A 24,310-nucleotide genomic window follows, 5' to 3' on the forward strand; every position below is an offset into this window, starting at 1 on the left:
CCTACCGCTCTTTGTGTGAAGTCGATCGAAAAAACAAAAAATTTCGTTTATACAGTATTGATACTGGATAAAGTCTATGGTTGAATACCTGAAAAATTATACAGTGGAAAGTTATCAATGAACGAAATTAAACTTTTTGAAAATCAACAAATTCGCTCAGTGTGGGACGAAGAAAAACAAGAATGGTTTTTCAGCGTGGTGGATATTGTAGCGGTGCTGACGGAGAGTGCAGATCCGAAACAATACATCAAGAAAATGCGAAGCCGTGATGCTGAACTTGCTGCCAAGTGGGGTACAATTTGTACCCCTGTTACGATGATGGCGATGGATGGCAAAAAACGCCAAGTACAAGCCGCCGATATGACAGGCATTTTCCGCATTATTCAGTCTATTCCAAGCCCAAAAGCCGAGCCGTTTAAAATGTGGCTGGCGGAAGTGGGGAAGGAACGGATTGATGAGATCATTGATCCTGAATTAACCATCGGCCGAGCTTTAGAAACTTACCTGAAAAAAGGTTATTCAAGAGAATGGATCAACCAGCGTCTGCAGGCAATTCAGGTACGAAAAGAACTGACTGACGCTTGGCAGGATCACGGTGTCGCAGCGGGGCGTGAATTTGCCATTTTGACTGATGAAATCAGCCGTGCTTGGGCAGGAATGACAACACGTGAGTACAAAAATTTCAAGGGGTTAAAAAAGGAAAATCTGCGAGACAATATGACCACATTGGAATTGGTGCTGAATATGCTCGCCGAAGCCACTACCACTGAGCTGACCAAACAAACCAATCCGCAAGGTTTAGACGAAAACAAGCAAGTCGCACAACGTGGTGGTACTGTGGCAGGTAATGCACGCAAAGAAATCGAAACCCAAACGGGCAAGCCCGTGCTAAGTCGCCAAAATGCCGTGGATTTTGCCAAGCTGATTGAAGATGTGGCGAAACAGAAGAAATGAATTTTGTGATAACAAAAATGCCGTCCGCATTTCAAACTAGCAGACGGCATTTTTTAATTTCTCTTTTCGTTACTTGCTTGCCACAGTAAAACGTTTAAACAAGTGAGCTTGTTTTTCTGCATCGTCTGCAATGGCAATGGCTAAATCTGCTACGCTGATGCCTGCTGGGGCTTCGCCGTTCATCAATAATTCTTCGCTGCCTAAACGATATTCACCTGTGCGCTCTTCGCTGAAACCTGCGTCTGCACCTAATAAGGCTGGTGGTGAAATAAATGCCCAGTTCACATCACGGCGATAACGCAAGTCGTTGAGCAAATTACGAGCTGCATTTGCCCCTGCAAAAATCTCTTTCGGGAAAGCGTCTGTATCAATTAGTTGCACATTTGGGGCAACATACAAGCTACCTGCACCGCCCACAATTAATAAATACGGCACTTGCGCTGCTTTTGCCGCTTCGGTAATTGCATTTGCTCCACGGGTAAAATCTTCGGCGATATTTGGATTTGTCCAACCTGGGTTAAACGCACTCACTACCGCATCAAAACCTTTTAACTGTTCCGCAAAATCCGCAGAATTTACATCAAAACTCACCGCTTGCACGTTGTCTGCTTTTGCTACTTTGTCAGTATTACGCGCAAACGCCGTTACTTGATGACCACGGCTCGCCAACTCCGCTACCACTGCACTACCTACATAACCTGTTGCACCAATTACTGCGATTTTTTTCATTTTGTTTTCCTCTGATTAAGTTGATTACATTTGCCAAACTGGCTGATGTGGAGTAGTATAGGTTAATAACTTATTTTATGTAAGTACTTACAAAAATGTTAGTTTTGGAAATAATTTTTAACTGATTGAAATTTAAGGAAATAAAAATGGAAAAATTTTCAGATTTAACTGAACGGGGTTATGTATTATCCGCTCAATGTCCTTCTCGTGAAATTTTGCAACATCTCACTAACCGCTGGGGTGTGTTGGTGATGATTGTGTTGATGAAAGGCACAAAACGGTTTAGCGAAATCCGCCGTGAGATTGACGGCGTGAGCGAGCGTATGCTGACCCAAACACTGCAACAGCTGGAACAAGACGGTATGCTCAATCGTAAATCCTACAATACCGTTCCGCCACACGTTGAATATTCGCTAACAGATTTTGGCTTACAGGCTGGCGAAAAATTAGCGGATTTGGTGGACTGGTTGGAAGAGAATTTAAATGGGATTTTGAAAAATAAGCCATAATAAAAAATTTTGGGGCTGTCCTAGATAACGACTAAAAGCTCTATTTTAGGTTAAAATAACCAAATGAGAAAAAGTCGTCTAAGTCAGCATAAACAAAATAAACTCATTGAGCTGTTTGTGGCAGGTGTCACTGCTCGAACAGCAGCTGAGTTGGTAAATGTAAATAAAACGACAGCAGCCTATTACTTCTATCGTCTGCGATTGCTTATCTATCAAAACAGCCCACATATGGAGATGTTTGAAGGTGAAATTGAAGCCGATGAAAGCTATTTTGGCGGCACTCGCAAAGGTAAACGAGGTCGTGGAGCTGTGGGTAAAACCGCTTCGGGCTTTTAAAGCGTGATGGTAAGGTGTATACCGTCGTTGTACCGAATACTCAATCTGCGACACTTTTACCGATTATTCGAGAAAAGGTGAAGCCTGACAGCATTGTTTACACCGATTTTTATCGAAGCTATGATGTTCTTGATGTGAGTGAGTTTAATCATTTTCGTATCAATCACAGTACTCATTTCGCAGAAAAACAAAATCATATAAACGGAATTGAGAATTTTTGGAACCAAGCTAAACGTCATTTACGCAAGTTTAACGGTATTTCCAAAGCACATTTTGAGTTGTATTTGAAGGAATGCGAATGGCGTTTTAATCACAGTAACTTAAAATCTCAAATTTCCATTTTAAAACAATTAGTTAAGGGCAGTCTAAGTTAGTTATCTAGGACAACCCCAAAATTTTTTACTTCTTAAGAATTTTTTAAGATTTGCTTGGTTTAATACTCTCAACGAAAGGCAAGAGCCTTCGTTATTCATACTTATTATTTTAATTATTCGGAGTATTCTATGAAAAAAGCAATTATCTTAACAACATTATTAGCGGTATCTACTGTATCAATGGCAAAAGGTGATGATGATCATCGTCACGGTGGCTATCACGATGGTAAAGCAAAAACACATCAATCACAAGGTTTCTTTGATGAAAGTCTCGCAGTGAAAAGCGTAGCAGATGCACTTAAAGCAACTGATGACACCCCTGCACTACTTGAAGGACAAATCGTTAAACAAATCGACAAAGATGAGTTTATCTTTAAAGACGCAACAGGTGAGATCGAAATTGATGTAAGCAAACGTGCTTGGAATGGCTTAAATATCGGCCCTCAAGATACCATTCAAATTCGTGGTAAAGTCGATAACGATTGGAACAAAGTTCAAGTTGATGTAAAACAGATTACCAAGAAATAATTTATCCTCACTAGTGGTCTGTTTTTGCAAATAATTTGCAGAAGCTGACCGCTTTTTTATGCCTGATTTTCGGAAATTCTTTCTATGAACAAAATTAAACTTATCCCTTGGTTTTTTATTCTTACAATTAGCGTGCTGTGGTTTGGTACGGGGGTAAAATTGCCTGAGCCGTTTATGTACTATGGTTTGCGTGATCTTGCCAACCAGTATAGTGGCATTATTGCAATGGGGGCGATGAGCCTCTGTATGTGGCTTGCTATTCGTCCTAAGTGGCTTGAAACCTTTTTCAATGGATTGGACAAAACTTACCGCTTGCATAAATGGTTAGGTATTACGGCTTTAGTGGCGACATTAACACATTACTGGTTTACCCAAGGCTCAAGATGGTTGGTCAGTTTAGGTATTGTCACAAAACCTGTGAAGAAAAAACCTGTGATTGATCCTAATGCCCCTTTTGATTTTGAGGTGTGGTTAAAGAGTTTCAAAGGCATTGCCGAAGATGTTGGCGAATGGGCTTTTTATCTTGCTTTGGTTTTAATGGTTGTTGCTTTAGCAAAACGTATCCCTTACCACTGGTTCAAGAAAACCCATAAAATGCTTGCCGTAAGCTATCTTGCTTTGGTGTTCCACGCTGTTGTCTTGATTAAATTCCCTTACTGGTCACAGCCTGTCGGTTGGGTGATGGCTCTGTTAATGTTAATGGGTAGCTACTCTGCCTTCGTTGTATTGTTTAAAGGCATTGATAAAGAGAAACGTTATGTGGGAAAAATTGTGGCAATCCAACCGCTTACTGCGATGAACAGCTATTCGGTGACGATTGAAGTTCCACAGTGGCAAGGACATCAAGCTGGGCAGTTTGCATTTATTCAAGCCGATGGGGAAAGTCACCCTTTTACTATCGCATCAAGTTGGAATGCGGATAAACCTTATCTCCGTTTTGTGATCAAACAACTTGGCGATTACACCAACAATCTTGCTCAACATTTTGCTGTGGGTAAAAGCATTGAAATTACAGGACCTTATGGCAAATTTACCTTTGAAGATCAAGCCTCAGAGCAAATTTGGATCGGTTCAGGGGTTGGCATTACGCCATTTATGGCTGGATTAGAGCAACGCATTGCTTCACAAGCTACATCAAAAGTCGCTCTTTATTACTGTTATCGTGAGAGTGACGCAGAATTTATTGAGCAATTAAAACAAACTGCTCAACAAGCGAATGTGGTACTCCATTTGTGGAACAGCCAAACACAAGGACATTTAACCGCAGAAACAATTGTAGCAAATATGGCGGATATAAAAAATGCAACAGTTTGGTTCTGTGGTAATACCGCTTTTGCAACACAATTAAAATTGGACTTATCTTTATTGGGCTTCAATAAAAATAAATTCCATCAAGAATTATTTGAGATGCGTTAAACATAGATTAAGCAGGTGAAATAACCTGCTTAAAATTTATGTTTCAGCCTAAAAGAAAAAGTGTCTTATAAATACAAGCGGGTAGATCCCAACAATATTTTGCAAAAAACTGCTGTGATCCACCCGCTTGTTATCCGTTTAATTTAGTGATTAGATTATAAAATGTTTTCGAATTTCGCCAACATCTCTTTCGGCCATACGCTTGATTGCACTTCACCGATATGTTTTTTACGCAATAAGAACATTGCCATACGTGATTGACCGATACCGCCTCCGATTGAAAGTGGTAAACGTCCTGCTAACAAATCTTTGTGCCAGTCCATTTCTAAACGGTCTTCGTCGCCTGTTAATGCTACTTGTAAGCGTAGTGCGGTTTCATCAACACGGATACCCATTGATGATAATTCAAACGCTGTACCAAGTTGTTCGTTCCAAACTAAAATATCGCCGTTTAAGCCTTTGTATTCGCCTTCTGATACGGTTGTCCAGTCGTCGTAGTCTGGAGCACGGCCGTCGTGAGCTTTGCCGTCTGATAATTTGCCACCGATACCGATTAGGAACACCGCTCCGTGTTCTTTACAAATCGCATTTTCACGCTCTTTGCTGGTTAATGTTGGGTAGCGTTTCACTAAATCTTCGCTGTGAACAAAGGTAATCTCTTTTGGTAATACAGACGGAATATCAAAACGTGCTTCAACGGCTAATTCGGTTAAACGAATTGCGCGGTAGATTGAGCGAACAGTCTGTTTTAGGTAGTCGAAGTTGCGTTTTCCTGCTGGAATCACTTTTTCCCAGTCCCATTGATCCACATAAACAGAGTGTGTTGGGTCGAGTGAGTCTTCATCTGGGCGTAATGCTTTCATATGAACGAATAAGCCTTCCCCTTCTTGGAAACCAAAACGTGCAAGGGTGTGGCGTTTCCATTTAGCTAATGAGTGAACCACTTCATAAACTGCACCAGGGATACATTTTACGTTCACTTGTACCGCTTTTTCGATACCTGATAAGTTATCCTGCATACCGTTGCCCACTTCGCTTAAGATTGGGCCTTGTACTTCAATAATGTCTAACTGTTCAATGAGGTTTTGTGTAAAAGTGTTCTTAACAAAGCTGATTTCTTGTTGTTGAAGAATAAATGATTTTTGCATAATAAATTTCCTTTTGAATAAAATCTGTAAGAGATGTGCGTAATTTAAATTAATTCTTGATAAACGCAACAACTTACATAAAAAAATCAAACAAAGTTAGTTTGTATTAGATATTATCTAATAAAATATGATATATTTTAGTTGATTTCTAACAAAAGATAGAAAAGGAACAGAAAATGCATAAAAACTATCAGGCAACATCGCAGATTGACTTACTGGATCAACAAATTCTGCAAGTCTTAACCCAAGATGCTCGAGTTCCCTATGCTGAAATGGCAAAAAATTTTGGAGTAAGTGCAGGGACAATTCACGTTCGTGTCGAAAAAATGCGTCAAGCAGGGATTATTGAAGGCACTAAAGTTCGTATTAATCCGCGTAAGCTGGGCTATGATGTGTGTTGTTTTATTGGGATTATTCTAAAAAGTGCGAAAGATTATGAAAAGGTGATTGCGAAATTGCAGGAATTTGATGAAGTGGTAGAAGCCTATTACACCACAGGGGATTACTCTATTTTTATTAAAGTGATGACCCATACTATTCAAGAATTGCACTATGTTTTAGCTACTAAAATTCAGGGCATTGATGAAATTCAATCAACAGACACCCTAATTTCAATGCAGAACCCAATTCTGCGAGAAATTAAACCGCAAGCAAACGTTTCCTATTGATCTTGTTCACATTTTTGAAACGCCATTTGCAAAAAAGATCGCTAAAACGACCGCTTGATTGGTAGAATGAAGCGGTTAGATTACTCGAATTTTTCTCAAAAGGAGTCAATTATGTCAGAAGTATTTCATCTTGGCTTAACCAAAGCAATGTTAAAAGGCGCAAAAGTCGCTATCGTTCCAGGCGATCCAGCTCGTAGTGAGCGTATTGCAGCAAAAATGGATAACCCAGAGTTTTTAGCTTCAACCCGTGAATTTACATCGTGGTTAGGCTATGTAGGCGGTCAGCCAATCGTGGTTTGCTCAACAGGTATTGGCGGACCATCGGTTTCTATCTGTGTTGAAGAACTTGCTCAATTAGGCGTGCGTACTTTCTTGCGTATTGGTACAACAGGGGCAATCCAACCGCATATCAATGTAGGTGATGTGTTGGTGACAACAGGTGCAGTACGTTTAGACGGTGCAAGTCGCCATTTTGCACCATTAGAATATCCAGCGGTGGCGGATTTCCGTTGTACGAATGAGCTTTATGCGGCAGCGAAAAATCAAGGGATTGAACCTTACGTTGGTATTACTGCGTCATCTGATACCTTCTACCCAGGTCAAGAACGTTACGATACATTCACAGGTAAAATCTACCGCCATTTCCAAGGCTCATTAAAACAATGGCAAGACTTGAACGTGATGAACTTTGAAATGGAATCAGGCACTTTATTTACAATGTGCTCTGCATTAGGCTTACGTTCAGGAATGGTTTCAGGCGTTATCGTAAACCGTACCCAACAAGAGATCCCAAACGAAGCAACCATTAAAGGCACGGAAGATCGTGCAGTTTCAGTGGTGGTAGAAGCGGCGGGTAAATTGGCGTTGGATTATAAATAAAAACGACAATGGGCAGAAATTTCTGCCCATTTTCTATTTCTCACTCTCTTCCCACTTCGCAAACTCAACAAATTCCGTGAGTTCAGGGTATTGTTTAAGCCACTTTTGCCACTGAATTTTATCGACTTCAACTTCCACTAGACGATCGCCAAATTCAGTGAAATGTTCTGATTTAATACATTGCTGTTGGTAAAATTTAGTGTAAATCTGACCGCTTGTTGTCGGTAACAGCACTCTTTCACAGACCAGCTCGTTTTTCAATCTCGCTCGCATTGCTTCAAATAGAAGATCAATGCCTTGATTTTGTTGTGCCGAAAGGTAAACCGCCACAGGTTTGCCGTCATCGTTGTATTCGATATGTGGCTCAATACCATCCAAGCGATCAACCTTGTTATACACAAGCAAGGTTGGAATTTCTAATGCATCAATCTCATCTAACACTTGATTAACTGCATCAATATTTTCATTTTTACGGTCGTCTGCACCATCAATCACGTGTAGCAACAAGGTCGCTTCTGTAGTTTCTTGTAGGGTGGATTTAAACGCAGACACCAAATCGTGGGGCAAAAAGCGGATAAAGCCAACAGTATCTGCCAAAATTGCTGTGCCAACATCTTGAATTTGAATTCGTCTTAATGTCGGGTCAAGGGTAGCGAACAGTTGATCTGCCGCATAAACACCTGCATCGGTAATCGCATTAAATAGGGTTGATTTACCTGCGTTGGTATAGCCGACAAGGGAAATGGTTGGAATGTCCGCTTTTTGGCGAGTTTTGCGGTTCTGATCACGCTGTTTACTCACTTTTTCCAAGCGGTTTTGTAACTGCTGAATACGCACCTTGATTAAACGACGATCCGTTTCTAACTGCGTTTCCCCTGGGCCTCGTAAGCCTACCGCACCGCCTTTTTGTTGATCTTGGTTACCTAAACGGCGGACTAAGCGAGTGGATAAATGGCGAAGCTGTGCGAGTTCAACTTGCAATTTGCCCTCGTGGGATCTTGCTCGTTGGGCAAAAATATCCAAAATCAAACCTGTACGATCTACCACTCGGCAATCGCAAAGGGATTGTAGATTACGCGTTTGAGCTGGGCTAAGTTGGTGATTAACCAAAACGACCGTCGCATCAAAATCTTTGACTGCATCCGCAATTTCTTGGGCTTTGCCTTGACCAACATAGTATTTGATATGGGGAGCGGAACGTGTGGTTATCAATGTAGCAACAACTTCTACCCCTGCGGATTCGGCAAGGGTTTGAAACTCCATCAGATTTTCAACATCTTTGGTTTGAGAGAGATAAAGATGCACCACAATGGCACGTTCTTTTTCTGGTGTGTTTTGCGCTTTTTCAGGCAATGGAAAACCAAACACAGAATCTGCTGTGTTTGGTTCATTCAAGAGATCTAACGTAGTAATAAAATTATTCCGACTTTTCTACCACTTCAGCAGATTGCACTGGTGCTTGATGAGCGTGGTTAGAGTTATTGTTGTGAGAAATCGCACGAGCCGGCACAACGGTTGAAATTGCGTGCTTGTAAACCATTTGACTCACGGTGTTCTTTAATAAAATAACGAATTGATCGAAAGACTCAATTTGACCTTGTAATTTAATGCCATTCACGAGATAAATGGAAACTGGAATCCGTTCACGGCGAAGTGCATTTAAGTATGGATCTTGTAAAGATTGACCTTTTGCCATTTTATGTTCCTTCTAATTATTGTTGTTTAATGCTTTGCCAAAGGCATTGGCGATATTATCACAGTTTTTCAAAATTTGGCGTCATTTTTTCGATCATTTTTGCATAAGCACCTTCTGGATCTAAACTATCAAGCCATTCTAGCTCACTTGTCCAACCTCTTAACCACGTAATTTGACGTTTTGCCAGCTGGCGAGTCGCACAAATGCCTTTAAAAATCGCTTCATCAAGAGAAATTTGCCCTTCCAAATATTCCCACATCTGACGATAGCCCACGCAACGAATAGAAGGCAAATCACCGTGTAGATCACCACGTTCATATAATTGACGGACTTCCTGCTCAAAACCAAGATCAATCATTTTATGAAAGCGTTGTTCAATACGCTGATGTAATACGGCTCTATCTTGTGGTGCAATCGCAAACTGCATAATATCATAAGGAATACCTTCCCCTTGCTGTGCAGTAAGCTCCGTCATTGTTTTACCTGAAATATAAAAGACCTCTAACGCCCGATTAATACGCTGACTATCGTTAGGGTTGATCCGTTCAGCTGAAATTGGATCGATATTAACCAGTTCTTGATGTAAACCAGCCCAACCGATTTGCTCTGCTTTTGCTTCAATCTCCGCTCGAATAGCGGGATCTGCCGAAGGCAATGGCGACAAGCCATCAAGCAATGCTTTGTAATAAAGCATTGTGCCACCCACCAACAACGGAATTTTGCCTTGTGCCGTAATGTCCGCCATTTCTCGTAGCGCATCTTCACGGAAATTCATGACAGAATAACTTTCTGATGGGTCAAGAATATCAATTAAACGATGGGGAGCAAGTTCGAGTTCAGCTTTACTCGGCTTAGCCGTGCCTATATCCATACCTTTATAAATTAAGGCGGAATCAACACTGATGACTTCAACGGGTAATTGTTGACGTAGGGCAATGGCAAGATCGGTTTTCCCCGATGCCGTTGGCCCCATTAAAAAAATGGCGAGTGGTTTTTGCATGACATCTCATCTGTAAAATAACAAGCGGTGAGATTGTAGCGAAACTTTGCAAAAAAGCCACAGAATCTCACCGCTTGAGACAATTAAGCTAATCCTAACGCATATTTCAACGCCTGTTTTTTCAAGGGCGTTGCACGCTCCGCCACAATTAACGCAACATTACGCGCGACTTTCACAGGCAATAAATCTGTCTTAAAGGTTTTATAGAACACATCCATTCCTGTTTGCATTAACAGATTATCGGGCTTACGTTTTTGTTCGTAACCTTTTAACACTGCTTCATCTGCAAAATTCCGCCCTTTTTCGACCGCTTGTTCTATCACTTCAAGTAAGGCTTTCACATCTTTAAAACCGAGATTTACCCCCTGCCCTGCCAGTGGATTAATCGTGTGAGCAGAGTCTCCAACTAAGACAATCCCATTTCGCACATAGCTTTGGGCGTGCTGACGTGTGAGCGGAAAACTCCCGTGAGCGGTCACTTCAACTTCGCCTAAACGACGAGGAAAATGGCTCTGAATCTCTGCACTTAATTTCTCTTTGCCCATCTGTTGCAGTTGAGCAATGCGTTGTGGCGAGTCATACCAAACCACACAACCGTTATGCTCAAGTAACGGTAAAAAGGCTCTTGGGCCACTTTCAAAAAACTGTTGCCAAGTGACACTCTGTTGCGGTAACGCAGTCTTGACTACGGCAAGCAGACAATGTTGGCGATATTGCCAGCTCGTCAAACCTATACCCGACCAGCGACGCACAAGGGAATTTGCACCATCACAGGCAATCAATAGCGGTGCGGAAAACGCCTGCTGATCCAGCTCGACCGTCCAAATACCGCTCTCATCACGATTTGCAGAAATTTGCTCAAAACCGACCGCTTGCTGACAGTTCGGATATTGTGCCAACGCTTGCCAAAGTCCAAGCTGAATGAGGTTGTTTTCGACCATATAACCCAACTTATCTAAGCCAAGATCATTAGCGTGAAAAGCGGTGTTAAAGCCATCAATTTCCCAAGTTTCTAAGCCGTCATAAGGACAAACTCGCATTGCTTCAATCGCCTGCCACGCCCCTAATTTCTCCAACAACGCAACGGAAGCCACACTAATCGCTGAAATTCGCACATCATAAGGTGCATTCGGATCAAATGTCGGCAACGGATTTTTCTCAATCAGAACAACCTTTAGCCCCAGCTTTGCCAACCCTAACGCTGTCGCCGCCCCGACCATTCCGCCACCCATTACAATCACATCTTGTTGAGCCATCGTCATTTTCCTCTCAAATTTATTAGGCGGAAGTTTACTACAAGCGGTGAGATCTTCATTGATTTTTGCAAAATTTTTGTGACACTCGTCGAAAAACCAACATTTTTTGCTATTCAAAGATAAACATACTTTTTACGCTAATACAAAAAAGGAAAAAAAGTATGTCTTTAGCGATTATTTACAGCCGAGCATCTATCGGTGTTGAAGCCCCATTAGTGACTATTGAAGTGCATATCAGTGGCGGAAGCCCTGGGCTTACTTTGGTCGGATTACCTGAAAAAAGCGTCAAAGAAGCACAGGATAGGGTGCGAAGTGCTTTGATGAATGCGAATTTTGATTACCCTGCCAGACGTATTACTATCAACCTTGCCCCTGCCGATCTCCCCAAAGAAGGCGGACGTTTTGACTTGCCGATTGCCATTGGAATTTTGGCGGCTTCAGGACAGATTGACAGTGATAAACTCAAACGGATTGAACTGCTTGGCGAGCTGTCTTTGACGGGGCATTTGCGTGGGGTTCACGGTGCAATTCCTGCGGTGTTGGCGGCAAGTAAAGCAAAGCGGGAAATTATCGTCCCACAACAAAATGCCAATGAAGTTTCCTTGGTTTCCAATACCCAAACCTACTGTGCTTCAACCTTGTTACAGGTCGTCAATTTTCTCAACAATCGCGATCAACTGCCAATTGCTCAACAGCTTTCGCAAAATATTGCCGAAAACAGACCGCTCGTCAGCCGTGATTTAACCGATATTATCGGGCAACAGCACGCCAAACGGGCATTGATTATTGCCGCCAGCGGTCAGCATAATCTGTTATTCTTAGGTCCACCCGGTACAGGTAAAACAATGCTTGCCAGTCGCCTTGCCGATCTATTGCCTGAAATGGAAGATGGTGAAGCGATTGAAACAGCATCTGTCACCAGCCTTGTACAAAATGAACTCAACTTTCAGAACTGGAAAAAACGCCCTTTCCGCTCCCCACATCACAGCGCATCAATGGTTGCCTTGGTGGGCGGTGGTTCGATCCCGAAACCCGGGGAAATTTCACTGGCACACAATGGCGTGCTGTTTTTGGACGAATTGCCCGAATTTGAACGGAAAGTGTTAGATGCATTACGCCAGCCGTTGGAGTCGGGAGAAATCATTATTTCCAGAGCCAATGCCAAGGTGCAGTTCCCTGCCCGTTTCCAACTGATTGCCGCAATGAACCCAAGCCCGACAGGGCATTATCAAGGTACGCACAACCGAACATCGCCACAGCAATTAATGCGTTATCTTAACCGTTTATCTGGGCCTTTTCTCGACCGCTTCGATCTCTCGATTGAAGTTCCGCTACTGCCACAAGGTGCGTTGCAAAATAATACCGATCAACGAGGGGAAACCACCGAACAGGCTCGCAAGCGAGTACTTGAAGCAAGACATTTGCAATTTAACCGTCGGGGGAAAATCAATGCTCAACTGACGACCAAAGAGATTGAACAAGATTGTAAACTGGCTGATCGAGATGCATTATTTTTAGAAAATGCCTTAACGAAATTAGGTTTGTCAGTGCGAGCTTATCACCGTATTCTCAAAGTTTCTCGCACCATTGCTGACTTGGCTGGGGAAGCCCAAATCCAACAACCGCATTTGGCTGAAGCTTTGGGCTATCGGGCGATGGATCGTTTATTACAGCGACTACAAGGAGAAAGTTAGTTCTCAAAAACCTCTAACACCAACTTACTCAAACAGTCCAACAACATCAACTCTTGATTGACCGCATTGACTTCGCGTAAATCCCGTTGGGTTTGTTGGATAATTTGATGCCCTTTGAGTAAACTTTGAGCTGTCAGCTGTTCGCTAAAAGGCAGAATACCGTTTTGCAAATCTGGATTGAGCCAACCTGTTGCGATTTGCATTTTGGCTTTCAGGGCATCGCTGAAAAACGAACCCAGCCATTCAAGCTGTTGTAGCACTTGCTCAGGCTCTTTGTCAAAAGCAGAAAAGAGCAAGAAAACATCTCGGCTTTTGTAAAAACGCCAAAAGGTCTGCAAAAAGGTTTTACGGCTTGGCAAGCGGTCTGTTTCAAGGAATGTTTTGCAAAGCAATGGGCGGTTGTGGCATAAACGAAGTGCGGTTTCAATCTCGTTTGGCTGTGCGGTTGGGCATTCCGTTTGTAGCCATTCAAATGCTTGTGACGGTTCAGGCGTATGAATTAACCACGTCTGACAACGGCTTTGTATGGTGGCAAGCATTGTGGCTTGCAAAGGAGCTTCCAATAAGAAATAGACATTTTGGTTCGGCTCTTCAAGGGTTTTCAGTAACGCATTCGCCGCCGCTTCCGTTAAACGTTCAGCCCCCGCCAGATAAACTACGGCATTTCCGCCCTGTTGAGAAAATTGTTGTAATTTGGCAGTGATCTCCCGTACTTGATCGATCCCAATATCCTTATCATCAATCGGGGCTAACAGGTGAAAATCAGGGTGATTGCCACTCTGCCATAACAAACAGCTTTTGCATTGTCCGCAAGGTTGGTTCTGTTGTGGTGAATGGCAAAGCAACCAATGGGCAAAATGGCGAATAAGTTGCTCAGTTCCTAAACCGCTGTCTGTTTTAAACAATAAAGCGTGATGCCCTCGACCTTGTTGAAAGGTTGAAGTAATTTGGTAGTGGGTTCGTTGGTGCCAGGGGTACAGGTTCATATTAATCCAACAAATTACCAGCTGATATTAGGTTTTCGTTGTTGAGCTACACAATCTTTGAGATAAAGATTAATTAATGTCTGATAAGGCAAATTAACTTCATCAGATAATTTTTTAAAATAATCTATCGTTTCATCTTCGATACGAATTGTGACTACTTTTTTTGACTTCAACGTTGTCGCATACGGGTTTTTGATACCGTTAGAAAAATCATATTCGTCTCTCATTGTTGCCTCCCATACTGTATAGTTTCTTGTTTTGTCGCTTTTCTTGCCGAGATAATTCTGAGATTGTTATCTCTCTCACAATGAACTACTACGAGAATATTACTCCGTTCACTGCGTCCCAATAATAAAAAACGTTCTTCATAAAATGAATGATCAGGATCTGGGATAAGAATGGCGTGATCATCATAAAATACGGTGATGGCTTCATCAAAGGTAATACCGTGTTTTTTTTCGTTAATCTCCGCTTTCTTTTTATCCCATTCAAAACCTTCAATAGAAAACATTGATATGTTCCTTCGTAAATATATTATATTTACATATTCAAAACAATCTTTAGATTATTTCTCTGATGTTAAAAATATTTCCACCGCTTGTTGAATATCTGCCGACACCTGCTCTATCGCAGGTTCAGCGTTAATAACAACTGCTTTCGGATTCTCTTTGACTAAGGCTAAATAACGCTCACGGGTACGGTGGAAAAAGTCGATGTTGAGTTGCTCAATACGATCTAATGCTCCACGTCCCCTTGCTCGTTCCAAACCAATTGACGGTTCAATATCAAGGTAGATCGTAAAATCAGGTTCAAAATCCCCTAAAATCGCTGAACCTACATTATCCACGAGATCCGCCAATCCCCGTCCACCGCCTTGATAGGCTTGGCTTGACATATTGTGGCGATCGCCGACAACCCATTTGCCTGAAGCCAAAGCAGGTTCGATCACCGTTTCTACAAGCTGTGTACGAGCTGCATAAATCATCAACACTTCCGCTTTGTCGGTTGTATGCTCGCCGTCTTTGCCTTCTTTCCATAAATTGCGAAGTGCTTCAGCAATCGGCGTTCCACCCGGTTCGCGGGTGGTAATAAATTCAATACCGTGAGCCACTAAGGTTTCACTTACGACACGTTGTGCATTGCTTTTGCCAGCTCCTTCCAATCCTTCAATGACGATAAATTTTCCACGCATTATTTGTTCTCACTCTTTTTATTTCGCTCAATTTGGATCCACTCTCGCACCGCTTTATTATGTTCATCTAAGGTACGACTGAATTTATGTCCGCCCGAACCGTCCGCCACAAAATAGAAATAAGGCGTACTGTCAGGCTGTGCCGTCGCCTTAATCGACGCTTCGCTCGGCATTGCAATCGGTGTCGGCGGTAAGCCATCAATCACATAAGTATTATAAGGCGTAGGTTCAAGCAGATCTTTCTTACGGATATTGCCATCATATTTATCGCCCATACCGTAAATGACGGTTGGATCGGTCTGCAATTTCCAGCCATTTTTCAAGCGATTGATAAACACCGATGCCACTTGCGGACGTTCATTCGCCACACCCGTTTCTTTTTCGACAATCGAAGCCAAAATTAACATTTCATAAGGGCTTTTAAGCGGTAGGTTTTCCGCTCTATTTTGCCAAGCCTGCTCTAATACCTTTTGCTGTTTTTGATAAGCACGTTTAAGCAGATCAATGTCTTTGGAATACGGCACATAGCTATAAGTATCAGGGGCTAGCCAACCTTCCAGTTTATCCTGAGCGATACCTAATAATTGCGCAATCTCGGCTTCGGTTTTGTCCGTCAAAGTTTGTTCTAAATAACGAGCCTTTGCCAACTGCTCACGCCACGTTTTAAAGGTTTTCCCTTCAATAAACTGCACATTCAACTGCACTTCTTTACCGCTGTTGAAGTGTTGCAACAGCTCTTTCACCGTAGCGATATTATCTAACGCATAAACCCCAGCCTTAAATTTACTGAGTTCAGGGTTAAGGCGGATCAAATAGGGCAATAGCTCCACATCATCACGGTGAATAATGCCTTGCTCTGCTAATAGCTGAGCGAGTTTTTGGCTTGATGTCCCTTTTTCTAACACAAACAGTTGTTCAGGTTTAACGGTTAGTTGATGTTCCGCTAACTGATTGAGTTTTTGGTAAACATAAACGCCACCACCAAGGGCAACCGCAGATAAAAGCCCAAGGGAAATAAGAATTTTTTTTAACATGGTTAGGAATATTGATCAAAAGAAAAACGAAACGAACCTTACTATAAGGAATAGTAAAAAGCTATGACAAGCGGTAAGATTTTTCTAAAATTTTACAAATTGAGAATAAATGGTGGGTCGTGAAGGATTCGAACCTTCGACCAACGGATTAAAAGTCCGCTGCTCTACCGACTGAGCTAACGACCCGTTTGGGAATTGAGTTCTAAAGTGGTGGGTCGTGAAGGATTCGAACCTTCGACCAACGGATTAAAAGTCCGCTGCTCTACCGACTGAGCTAACGACCCTTTAGAAAGGTACGCTGATTAAATGGTGGGTCGTGAAGGATTCGAACCTTCGACCAACGGATTAAAAGTCCGCTGCTCTACCGACTGAGCTAACGACCCATAATCTTGCGTAACGAGGGCGTATCATACGGATTTTACGTTTGAGATCAACCCTTTTTTTTATTTTTTAGATTATTTGCATAGTTTACAAGCAAATAATATTCACAAGCGGTGAGATTTTGCAAAAAATTTACCAAATCTTACCGCTTGTCTTTATGCGAAAAAAATTATGCTTTCGCTTTTTCAGCTGCTTTCACGATCACCGCAAATGCAGGGGCTTTAAGTGACGCACCGCCTACTAATGCACCGTCAATATCAGGTTGAGTAAATAACTCTGCTGCATTCGCATCATTTACTGAACCGCCGTATTGGATAATCACTTGATCTGCCACTGCTTGTGACTGTTTTGCAATGTGACCACGAATGAAAGCGTGAACTGCTTGAGCTTGTGCTGGAGTTGCAGATTTACCTGTACCGATTGCCCAAACTGGCTCATAAGCAATCACCGCACCGTTGAACGCTTCTGCACCTAAAGTATTTAATACTGCATCTAACTGACGAGCGCATACCGCTTCGGTTTGACCAGCTTCGTTTTCTGCTTCCGTTTCACCGATACATAACACTGGCACTAAACCTGCTTCTTTTAATGCTGCAAATTTTTTCGCAATAAACTCATCGCTCTCTTTGTGGTAAGTACGACGCTCAGAGTGACCGATAATGATATATTTCGCACCAAAATCTTTTAACATTGCCGTTGAAATATCCCCTGTGAAAGCACCTTGTACATTCACATCAACGTTTTGCGCACCTAACGAAATTAATTTCTTCGTAGTACATTCACAGCCACAGCTCGCTAATGCTGCTTCTGCTTCTGCTAAATACATTACAGGTGGTGCGATTGCGACATCACAACCTGTTACACCATCAAGTTCTCTTTTTAGGCTTTCCACTAATTCTTTAGTGAATGCTTTGCTACCGTTTAATTTCCAGTTACCCATTACTAACGGACGACGTGCCATGTTGTTTCTCCTATTCGAGTGAAATGTAAAAATAAAAACGTGCAAACTATACCAAATTTTTACAAGAATTTATTGTTTTTCCGCAAGATTTCAACTCAAGATTAAAAAATAACTGTTAAAATAGCCATTAAATAACGATAAGGCACTGTTTCGTGCCTTTTTTAATAGGAAAAATCATGCAATTAGCATATCTATTCGGCAAACCGACCCAAGCTGGTCAATTGAAAGCAGAATTTGCCGATTTTATTGTCAAAGAAGAGCTTGGCTACGATTTGTCAGGCGATGGGGAATTTGTGGCGGTAAAAATTCGTAAAACCGATGCAAATACCTTGTTTGTCGGCGAAAAGTTGGCAGAATTTGCAGGTATTTCTGCTAAAAATATGAGTTATGCTGGGTTAAAAGATCGCCACGCAGTCACAGAGCAATGGTTCTGTTTACATTTAGCAGGCAAAGAAACACCTGATTTTTCACAGTTTCAACTAGACGGCGTAGAAATCGTTGCAGTCACTCGCCATAACCGCAAAATTCGGGTGGGAAGTTTGGCTGGCAATCATTTTGAGCTATTGCTAAGAGAGGTAAAAGAGAGCGATGATCTCACCGCTCGTTTGCAACAAATACAAGCGGTCGGATTTCCGAATTATTTTACTGAACAGCGTTTTGGGCGAGATGGACATAATTTAACCCAAGCACAGCGTTGGGCTAAAGGTGAAATTTCAGTCAAAGATCGTAAGAAACGCAGTTTTTATCTTTCTGCCGCCCGTAGTGAAATTTTCAATCTTGTTGTGTCTAACCGCATTGAACTCGGTTTAACCCAGCAAGTATTGGAAAATGATTTAATGCAACTGGCTGGTTCAAACAGCTGGTTTGTCGCAAAAGCAGAAGAACTAGCGGAACTTAACAAGCGGTTAGAATTGCAAGATATTTTACTTACTGCACCGCTTGTCGGCGAAAACTCTGCGACACAAACGGTGTCTGAGTATGAGCAAAAAATCGTGACGGAACATCAAGATCTACTGGCATTAATGGCAAAAGAACGAATGAACGCTACTCGCCGTGCAATGTTCTGTAAACCACAGCACTTTGAATGGGCATTTGAAGATGATGGATTACGGTTGAAATTCTTTTTAAACGCTGGCAGTTATGCCACGGCGTTGGTGAGAGAATTAATTCAAATTGAAGAGAAATAAAGGATTAGAATGAATATTTTATTAAGTAATGACGATGGCTTTCATGCCCACGGCATTCAAGTATTAGCAAAAACATTAAGAGAAGCAGGGCATAAAGTGACGATTGTTGCCCCTGATCGTAATCGCAGTGCGGCATCAAGCTGTTTAACCTTGGTTGATCCGCTTCGTGTTCATAAATTTGAGAATGGTGATTACGCTATTATCGCAGGCACACCGGCAGACTGTGTACATTTGGCATTAAACGGTTTACTTGATGAGCCATTCGAACTTGTCATTTCAGGAATTAACCATGGTGCAAATTTAGGCGATGATGTGATTTATTCTGGAACGGTTGCGGCTGCTCTTGAAGGTCGTCATTTGCCATTGCCTTCAATTGCAGTTTCTCTTGTTGGACACAAAGGCGCCAATTATTTGGTCGGACAGTGCCATTTTGAAACTGCAGCACAAGTAGTGTTGGATCTATTACCAAAAGTGGTGACTGATAAAATCCCTGCTAACCAAGTATTAAACGTCAATGTACCAAATGTGCCTTACGCAGAACTCAAAGGCATGATGGTTACCCGTTTGGGCGACCGTTCACCTGCTGCCGAAATCATTAAACAGCAAGATCCTCGTGGTTCAAATGTTTATTGGATTGGAACTACAGGTAAACCGACTGATGAAAGTGAAGGTACGGATTTCTATGCGATTAATCACAACTACGTTTCCGTCACGCCTGTACAAGCAGATATGACGGCTCATCAATCTATTCAAACCTTAAAAGAGATTTTATAAATGAAATTATTCGGAACAATTTATGATAAAACCATGGAATGGTCGAAACATAAATTTGCAGCTGTCTGGCTCAGTTTTGTGAGTTTTATTGAAGCAATTTTTTTCCCTATTCCACCTGATGTGATGCTGATTCCTATGTCGATGAGTAAACCGCAATTAGCGACTCGCTATGCGATTTACACAACAATTGCCTCAGTCTTAGGGGGGATTATTGGTTACTTTATTGGATTATATGCATTTGATTGGGTAAAAGACATTATTGCAAGCTGGGGAATGCAAGCGAGCTTTGATCAAGCAATGGCTTGGTTTGAAACTTGGGGCGTGGCGATTGTCTTTTTAGCAGGCTTCTCACCTATTCCATTTAAAGTATTTACTATTTGCGCAGGTGTCATGCAGATGGCATTTTTACCTTTTGTGTTAACAGCTGCAATTTCTCGTTTTGCTCGATTCATTCTTGTGGCAAAATTATCAGCATGGGGCGGAGAGAAATACGCAGATAAAATCCGTCGTTCTATCGAGTTAATTGGTTGGGGTACAGTAGCTGCAGCTGTTGTCGCCTATGTTCTTTATACCTTATTAAAATAGAGGCTATTATGAAAAAATCATTTCTTCTACTTCCATTCGCTGCTGCAGTATTAACAGCGTGTTCATCAAATACATCTGAAACCTCTCCAAATGTAGAGGTGACGGAAGCAGGTTCTGCATGGCAAACTGAGGTTCAGCAAGCTGAAATGCCAAGCTCTATGACACAGCCTAGCTATCAAGCTCAACAACCAAGCTATACACCTGCGCCTCAACCAACTTACGGGCAAACTCAACCGACATATAGCCAACCAAGCTATGGTCAAACGAATATGAGTGGAGCAAGTGAAATGGTCGGGAACTGTAATGTGGTAAGAGATAGCAGTAATACCCCAATTTATAGCCAAATCCCAAAAGGTTGCTATACAGATAGCTCTTATACAGTTGGAAAACATGATACTTGGTTCTTAGTCGCTTATTTAACAGGACAAACAGCAAATCAACTTGCGACATTAAATAACCTAAGCACGGCAACGCCATTAAAAGTTGGCCAGGTTTTACGTGTAAAATAATTCTTAACTAAACACATTTTTACTCATACATACTATTATTTATAGAGCGCCATTTTTGGCGTTCTTATTTTGTTTAAAGGACATTTAGAATGAAAAAATCTTTTTTATTACTTCCATTAGCAGCGCTTGTGTTGACTGCTTGTGGCTCTAATACTCCAGCACCTGTTGTTAATGCGGATGGTGCAGACCTTTCACCTGGTGTAATGCAGCCAGTTTCAGGTACAGGTGCAACAGACACTAGCTATGGTTGGCAAACTGATGTCCAAAGCACATCCATGCCAACAACGATGACCACCCCAACTTATACACCACCTACACCACAGCCTGTGTATCAAGCACCGCAACCTGTTGCGCAACCTAAGCCTACGCCCGTAGAAAAACCAAAAGCAACAACTACCAAAACAACGAAAAAACAAGTTCCTCAAGATTTCACCATTCCGCGTGATGAGAACAATGCGCCAATTTATAGCCAAATCGACAAAGGTTTCTATAACGGAGACACCTATACCGTACGCAAAGGCGATACCATGTTCTTAATTGCTTACATTGCGGGTAAAGATGTCAAAGAAGTGGCTGCATTAAACAATATGAGCGAGCCTTATCAACTGCGTGTAGGACAAACCTTAAAACTGGGTAATAGCCAACCGGTCGCAACAGAAACTCAAACCGCAAAAGCAGCACCACAACCTGCGCCAAAACCTGTTCAAGTTGAGCCTGTAGTTACTTACACACAAGCACCAAATGGTACGGCTTATGGTTCTGATGGCACTATTACGGGCCCAGTTAAAGCAGGCGCAGGCGATGCAACAGCACCTGTCACTCGCCCAGTCGTCACAGCAACAGCCGGAACAGCGGTTACCGCAACAGCAGGAACTGCGACACCACGTGTAACAGCAACGACGGCAACCAGCCCGAGTGCACCAAGCTATAACACCACCCCAGCACCAGCTGTTTCATCAATCAAATGGCAATGGCCAACACAAGGTCGTGTAATTTCAGGTTTCTCATCATCTGAAGGCGGTAACAAAGGTTTAGATATTGCGGGAACAAAAGGTCAAGCCGTTAAAGCAGCGGCGGCAGGTCGCGTAGTTTACGCTGGCAACGCACTACAAGGTTACGGTAACTTAATCATCATTAAACATAACGATGACTTCTTAAGTGCTTATGCACACAACGATAGCATCAAAGTGGAAGAGCAAGATAATGTCAAAGCAGGTGAAACCATTGCAACTTTAGGTAGCACTGGTACAAACAGCAACAAACTTCACTTTGAAATTCGTTATCAAGGTAAGTCTGTTGACCCTGCTCGTTATTTACCAAGACAGTAAGAAATGTTAAAGCCATTTATGACCTTAAGTTTAACGGCTGCATTAATGGCTTGTTCGCCAACATCGAGCGAACGAGCTATTGGCGGAACAACAGATAAACACGGCTGTTTACCTTCAGCGGGGCAAAGTTATTCTTATTTGAAGCAACAATGTGTGCAACCATTTAACGTAGCAGACATTACCCTAGAAGAGCCAGCCAATGCCACATTAGCCGTTTATGTGATCTTATCTGACGATAAAGCACAGGCAGAAGTCTTTGCGGCAGATCTTCCCGAGAAGACAATCCTGAATGTCGTAAAAGGTGGCTACGTATCTCCAGATAAAAAAGTCCGCTTACGTAAAACCGAAACGGCTTGGAAAATCACGAAGTAATTTTGCAAAAAATTCAATAAATCTGACCGCTTGTCACAAGCGGTCTTTTTACAAGGAGAAATAATGACAACACGTTGTAGCTGGGCTGGTGACAGCGAAATCTATGTGAATTACCACGATAATGAATGGGGCAAACCTGAATATAACAGCCAGAAGCTATTTGAAAAAATCTGCCTTGAAGGGCAACAAGCTGGGCTATATTGGATCACTGTACTCAAAAAGCGAGAAGCCTATCGTGAAGCCTTTTATCATTTCGATCCTGTAAAAATTGCCAAAATGACGGAAGCCGATCTTGATCAGCTTATGCAAAATGCAGGTTTGATCCGCCATCGAGCAAAGCTGGAAGCGATTGTTAAAAATGCGAAAGCCTATCTCGCCATGCAAGCCAACGGCGAAGACTTTAGCCAATTTATCTGGTCTTTCGTGAACAACCAACCACAAATCAACGATGTTCCCACATTAAGTGCAGTTCCAGCCAAAACGAACGTTTCAACTGCGATGTCTAAGGCATTGAAAAAGAAAGGTTTTGTTTTTGTGGGGGAAACCACTTGCTATGCCTTTATGCAATCCATGGGGCTTGTTGATGATCATTTAAATAGCTGTTTTTGTAAAACAAATTTGTAAAAAAATCATGGAAACTGACCGCTTGCACATTATTTTTGCTCATCATGATGAAGATATTCCTGATATATTTTTAGATTATGCTAAACCTAAAAATATATTAGAGCAAACATTATCTGAACGGCAAATTAAAAAATGGAAAAGTCGCCGTATGGCTTATTTTCTATTAAATCAACTTTTTGAAAAATTTAATTTAGATAAAGATTTATTAAATCAAATTGAAAGAACAGCAAGTGGCAGACCTTTTATTTCCCATCCCTATATTGATTTTAATATTAGCCATTCTGGTGATTGGGTCGCGATTATTTTTTCATATCACAAACCATTAAACGCGGTGGGGATTGATATTGAACATCCGCAAAAAATCAGACGATTTCATGATTTACTGCATTATTATGCAAGTGAGCAAGAGATTACTGAAATTCTCAATCCTAACATTTTACCTGAGTTAACTTCACTGGATGCTCGCTTCTACCTGAGCTGGTGCTTACGTGAAGCGGTGCTTAAATCACAGGGTATGGGTATTGTTAAGCTTAAAGAAGTGACTCACTCCTTAAGTAAGCAAACACTGACCACGGCATATAGCCCAAGTGGAAAGTTACATTTTTATTATCAACTCCCGTTTTATTTAGCTTACTTCTTTGAGCAATCGCAATCTGTGTTATCATTGCCGACACTTCAACAATGGCATAATAATCAATTTATTCCCTTAACGGATATTCAACCTATTATTTATCAAGTAAATTAAGGAATACCATGTCAAACACCCATTTAAATACTAATTTAGAAAGCAAACATTCTCGGTTTGGAAAATTAATTTCAGAAGGATTTCAATGGATTTTAAATATTTCTTTATTAGCCATTGGTTCTATTCTTGCTTATTCCCTTTTCTATGAAGCTTATACATTAATTGATTTATTTTTTAATCACAGTGATAAATTTCAAATTGTAGAAAAAATTGTGATTTTCTTTTTATATTTTGAATTTTTAGCCTTGATTGTTCAATATTTCAAATATAACTATCATTTCCCATTACGCTATTTTTTATATATCGGTATTACGGCTATGGTACGTTTAATTATTGTGGATCACTCAAATGCAATGCATACGCTACTTTTTGCCCTTGCCATTTTAGTGATGGTTGTCGCACTCTATGTCGTTCATACCGACCGTTTACGTAAGAGCTAAGGAGA

At 41.6% G+C, this 24,310-nt stretch carries 28 protein-coding genes, 3 tRNA genes and 1 pseudogene; 17 read left to right on the forward strand and 15 right to left on the reverse strand.

What is annotated here, in order from left to right; translation table 11 throughout:
- The first annotated feature begins 117 nt into the window (after positions 1-117).
- Positions 118-954 carry a BRO family protein gene (locus EXH44_RS04700; RefSeq protein ID WP_162856483.1) on the forward strand — a complete coding sequence of 279 codons (837 nt, stop codon included), beginning with the start codon at positions 118-120 and terminating at the stop codon, positions 952-954.
- A 69-nt stretch (positions 955-1,023) separates the two neighbouring features.
- Here the strand turns inward: EXH44_RS04700 and EXH44_RS04705 are convergent, their stop codons facing one another.
- Entirely contained in the window at positions 1,024-1,683 is a 660-nt protein-coding gene (locus tag EXH44_RS04705; RefSeq protein WP_162856484.1) for an NAD(P)-dependent oxidoreductase, read from the reverse strand.
- Between the two features lie 146 nt (positions 1,684-1,829).
- On the opposite strand from EXH44_RS04705, the gene EXH44_RS04710 reads away from it, so the two are divergent.
- The 4 genes and pseudogenes from EXH44_RS04710 to EXH44_RS04725 all read left to right on the forward strand — a co-directional run bounded on the left by EXH44_RS04710 (position 1,830) and on the right by EXH44_RS04725 (position 4,846).
- Complete coding sequence (locus tag EXH44_RS04710) at positions 1,830-2,192, forward strand: winged helix-turn-helix transcriptional regulator (RefSeq protein WP_162856485.1); 363 nt, start codon at positions 1,830-1,832, stop codon at positions 2,190-2,192.
- Positions 2,193-2,255: 63 nt separating this feature from the next.
- Positions 2,256-2,902: pseudogene (locus EXH44_RS04715) on the forward strand (IS1595 family transposase).
- A 129-nt stretch (positions 2,903-3,031) separates the two neighbouring features.
- Positions 3,032-3,430, forward strand: coding sequence for a YgiW/YdeI family stress tolerance OB fold protein (locus tag EXH44_RS04720; protein ID WP_162856486.1), 399 nt, complete (start codon positions 3,032-3,034; stop codon positions 3,428-3,430).
- Between the two features lie 84 nt (positions 3,431-3,514).
- Positions 3,515-4,846: a ferredoxin reductase family protein gene (locus EXH44_RS04725; protein ID WP_162856487.1), complete on the forward strand. Its 1,332-nt coding sequence runs from the start codon at positions 3,515-3,517 to the stop codon at positions 4,844-4,846.
- Between the two features lie 155 nt (positions 4,847-5,001).
- Here the strand turns inward: EXH44_RS04725 and asnA are convergent, their stop codons facing one another.
- On the reverse strand, positions 5,002-5,994 hold the full coding sequence (asnA, locus tag EXH44_RS04730) for an aspartate--ammonia ligase (RefSeq protein ID WP_162856488.1): 993 nt from the start codon (positions 5,992-5,994) through the stop codon (positions 5,002-5,004).
- Between the two features lie 176 nt (positions 5,995-6,170).
- Between asnA and asnC the strand changes: the two genes are divergently transcribed.
- Positions 6,171-6,662 (forward strand): transcriptional regulator AsnC, encoded by a 492-nt coding sequence (gene asnC / locus EXH44_RS04735; RefSeq protein WP_162856489.1) that lies wholly within the window; start codon positions 6,171-6,173, stop codon positions 6,660-6,662.
- A 111-nt stretch (positions 6,663-6,773) separates the two neighbouring features.
- Entirely contained in the window at positions 6,774-7,541 is a 768-nt protein-coding gene (gene udp, locus EXH44_RS04740; protein WP_162856490.1) for a uridine phosphorylase, read from the forward strand.
- Positions 7,542-7,574: 33 nt separating this feature from the next.
- On the opposite strand, the gene hflX is transcribed toward udp, so the two are convergent.
- The 4 genes from hflX to EXH44_RS04760 all read right to left on the reverse strand — a co-directional run bounded on the left by hflX (position 7,575) and on the right by EXH44_RS04760 (position 11,493).
- A complete protein-coding gene (gene hflX, locus EXH44_RS04745; protein WP_482751215.1) occupies positions 7,575-8,909 on the reverse strand; it encodes a ribosome rescue GTPase HflX in 1,335 nt (444 codons plus the stop codon).
- A 49-nt stretch (positions 8,910-8,958) separates the two neighbouring features.
- On the reverse strand, positions 8,959-9,237 hold the full coding sequence (gene hfq, locus EXH44_RS04750; RefSeq protein ID WP_162856491.1) for an RNA chaperone Hfq: 279 nt from the start codon (positions 9,235-9,237) through the stop codon (positions 8,959-8,961).
- A gap of 58 nt (positions 9,238-9,295) precedes the next feature.
- A complete protein-coding gene (miaA, locus tag EXH44_RS04755; RefSeq protein WP_162856492.1) occupies positions 9,296-10,237 on the reverse strand; it encodes a tRNA (adenosine(37)-N6)-dimethylallyltransferase MiaA in 942 nt (313 codons plus the stop codon).
- Between the two features lie 83 nt (positions 10,238-10,320).
- Positions 10,321-11,493 (reverse strand): FAD-dependent oxidoreductase, encoded by a 1,173-nt coding sequence (locus tag EXH44_RS04760; protein ID WP_162856493.1) that lies wholly within the window; start codon positions 11,491-11,493, stop codon positions 10,321-10,323.
- Positions 11,494-11,654: 161 nt separating this feature from the next.
- Here EXH44_RS04760 and EXH44_RS04765 point away from each other — a divergent pair, with 161 nt between their 5' ends.
- Positions 11,655-13,187: a YifB family Mg chelatase-like AAA ATPase gene (locus tag EXH44_RS04765; RefSeq protein ID WP_162856494.1), complete on the forward strand. Its 1,533-nt coding sequence runs from the start codon at positions 11,655-11,657 to the stop codon at positions 13,185-13,187.
- Here the strand turns inward: EXH44_RS04765 and EXH44_RS04770 are convergent.
- From EXH44_RS04770 to tpiA, 9 genes are all read right to left on the reverse strand, one after another.
- A complete protein-coding gene (locus tag EXH44_RS04770) occupies positions 13,184-14,173 on the reverse strand; it encodes a DNA polymerase III subunit delta' (RefSeq protein ID WP_162856495.1) in 990 nt (329 codons plus the stop codon). The genes EXH44_RS04765 and EXH44_RS04770 overlap by 4 nt on opposite strands.
- A gap of 14 nt (positions 14,174-14,187) precedes the next feature.
- Positions 14,188-14,400 (reverse strand): BrnA antitoxin family protein, encoded by a 213-nt coding sequence (locus EXH44_RS04775; RefSeq protein ID WP_162856496.1) that lies wholly within the window; start codon positions 14,398-14,400, stop codon positions 14,188-14,190.
- Positions 14,397-14,684 carry a BrnT family toxin gene (locus EXH44_RS04780; protein ID WP_162856497.1) on the reverse strand — a complete coding sequence of 96 codons (288 nt, stop codon included), beginning with the start codon at positions 14,682-14,684 and terminating at the stop codon, positions 14,397-14,399. Before EXH44_RS04780 ends, EXH44_RS04775 begins: the two co-directional genes overlap by 4 nt.
- Positions 14,685-14,738: 54 nt before the next feature.
- Positions 14,739-15,365, reverse strand: coding sequence for a dTMP kinase (tmk, locus tag EXH44_RS04785; protein WP_162856498.1), 627 nt, complete (start codon positions 15,363-15,365; stop codon positions 14,739-14,741).
- Complete coding sequence (gene mltG / locus EXH44_RS04790) at positions 15,365-16,399, reverse strand: endolytic transglycosylase MltG (RefSeq protein WP_162856499.1); 1,035 nt, start codon at positions 16,397-16,399, stop codon at positions 15,365-15,367. The genes tmk and mltG overlap by 1 nt, the downstream gene beginning before the upstream one ends.
- 110 nt (positions 16,400-16,509) lie before the next feature.
- A tRNA-Lys gene (locus EXH44_RS04795) sits at positions 16,510-16,585 on the reverse strand.
- 22 nt (positions 16,586-16,607) lie between these two features.
- Positions 16,608-16,683, reverse strand: a tRNA-Lys gene (locus EXH44_RS04800).
- A 23-nt stretch (positions 16,684-16,706) separates the two neighbouring features.
- A tRNA-Lys gene (locus EXH44_RS04805) sits at positions 16,707-16,782 on the reverse strand.
- A 167-nt stretch (positions 16,783-16,949) separates the two neighbouring features.
- Positions 16,950-17,741 carry a triose-phosphate isomerase gene (tpiA, locus tag EXH44_RS04810; RefSeq protein ID WP_162856500.1) on the reverse strand — a complete coding sequence of 264 codons (792 nt, stop codon included), beginning with the start codon at positions 17,739-17,741 and terminating at the stop codon, positions 16,950-16,952.
- Positions 17,742-17,917: 176 nt separating this feature from the next.
- On the opposite strand from tpiA, the gene truD reads away from it, so the two are divergent.
- The 9 genes from truD to psiE all read left to right on the forward strand — a co-directional run bounded on the left by truD (position 17,918) and on the right by psiE (position 24,305).
- A complete protein-coding gene (gene truD / locus EXH44_RS04815; protein ID WP_162856501.1) occupies positions 17,918-18,928 on the forward strand; it encodes a tRNA pseudouridine(13) synthase TruD in 1,011 nt (336 codons plus the stop codon).
- A 9-nt stretch (positions 18,929-18,937) separates the two neighbouring features.
- Positions 18,938-19,702, forward strand: a complete 765-nt coding sequence (gene surE, locus EXH44_RS04820; protein ID WP_162856502.1) for a 5'/3'-nucleotidase SurE — start codon at positions 18,938-18,940, stop codon at positions 19,700-19,702.
- A complete protein-coding gene (locus EXH44_RS04825; RefSeq protein WP_162856503.1) occupies positions 19,703-20,287 on the forward strand; it encodes a YqaA family protein in 585 nt (194 codons plus the stop codon).
- Between the two features lie 8 nt (positions 20,288-20,295).
- A complete protein-coding gene (locus EXH44_RS04830; RefSeq protein WP_162856504.1) occupies positions 20,296-20,796 on the forward strand; it encodes a LysM peptidoglycan-binding domain-containing protein in 501 nt (166 codons plus the stop codon).
- Positions 20,797-20,885: 89 nt separating this feature from the next.
- Entirely contained in the window at positions 20,886-22,124 is a 1,239-nt protein-coding gene (nlpD, locus tag EXH44_RS04835) for a murein hydrolase activator NlpD (protein WP_162856505.1), read from the forward strand.
- 3 nt (positions 22,125-22,127) lie between these two features.
- Positions 22,128-22,496, forward strand: a complete 369-nt coding sequence (locus EXH44_RS04840; RefSeq protein ID WP_162856506.1) for a hypothetical protein — start codon at positions 22,128-22,130, stop codon at positions 22,494-22,496.
- Positions 22,497-22,559: 63 nt separating this feature from the next.
- Positions 22,560-23,120: a DNA-3-methyladenine glycosylase I gene (locus EXH44_RS04845; RefSeq protein ID WP_162856507.1), complete on the forward strand. Its 561-nt coding sequence runs from the start codon at positions 22,560-22,562 to the stop codon at positions 23,118-23,120.
- Positions 23,121-23,127: 7 nt separating this feature from the next.
- On the forward strand, positions 23,128-23,865 hold the full coding sequence (locus EXH44_RS04850; protein ID WP_162856508.1) for a 4'-phosphopantetheinyl transferase family protein: 738 nt from the start codon (positions 23,128-23,130) through the stop codon (positions 23,863-23,865).
- An 8-nt stretch (positions 23,866-23,873) separates the two neighbouring features.
- On the forward strand, positions 23,874-24,305 hold the full coding sequence (gene psiE, locus EXH44_RS04855; RefSeq protein WP_162856509.1) for a phosphate-starvation-inducible protein PsiE: 432 nt from the start codon (positions 23,874-23,876) through the stop codon (positions 24,303-24,305).
- The last annotated feature ends 5 nt before the right edge of the window (positions 24,306-24,310 follow it).

Origin of the sequence: Actinobacillus indolicus, assembly GCF_004519515.1 — a bacterium.
Taxonomy (GTDB): domain Bacteria; phylum Pseudomonadota; class Gammaproteobacteria; order Enterobacterales; family Pasteurellaceae; genus Glaesserella; species Glaesserella indolica_A.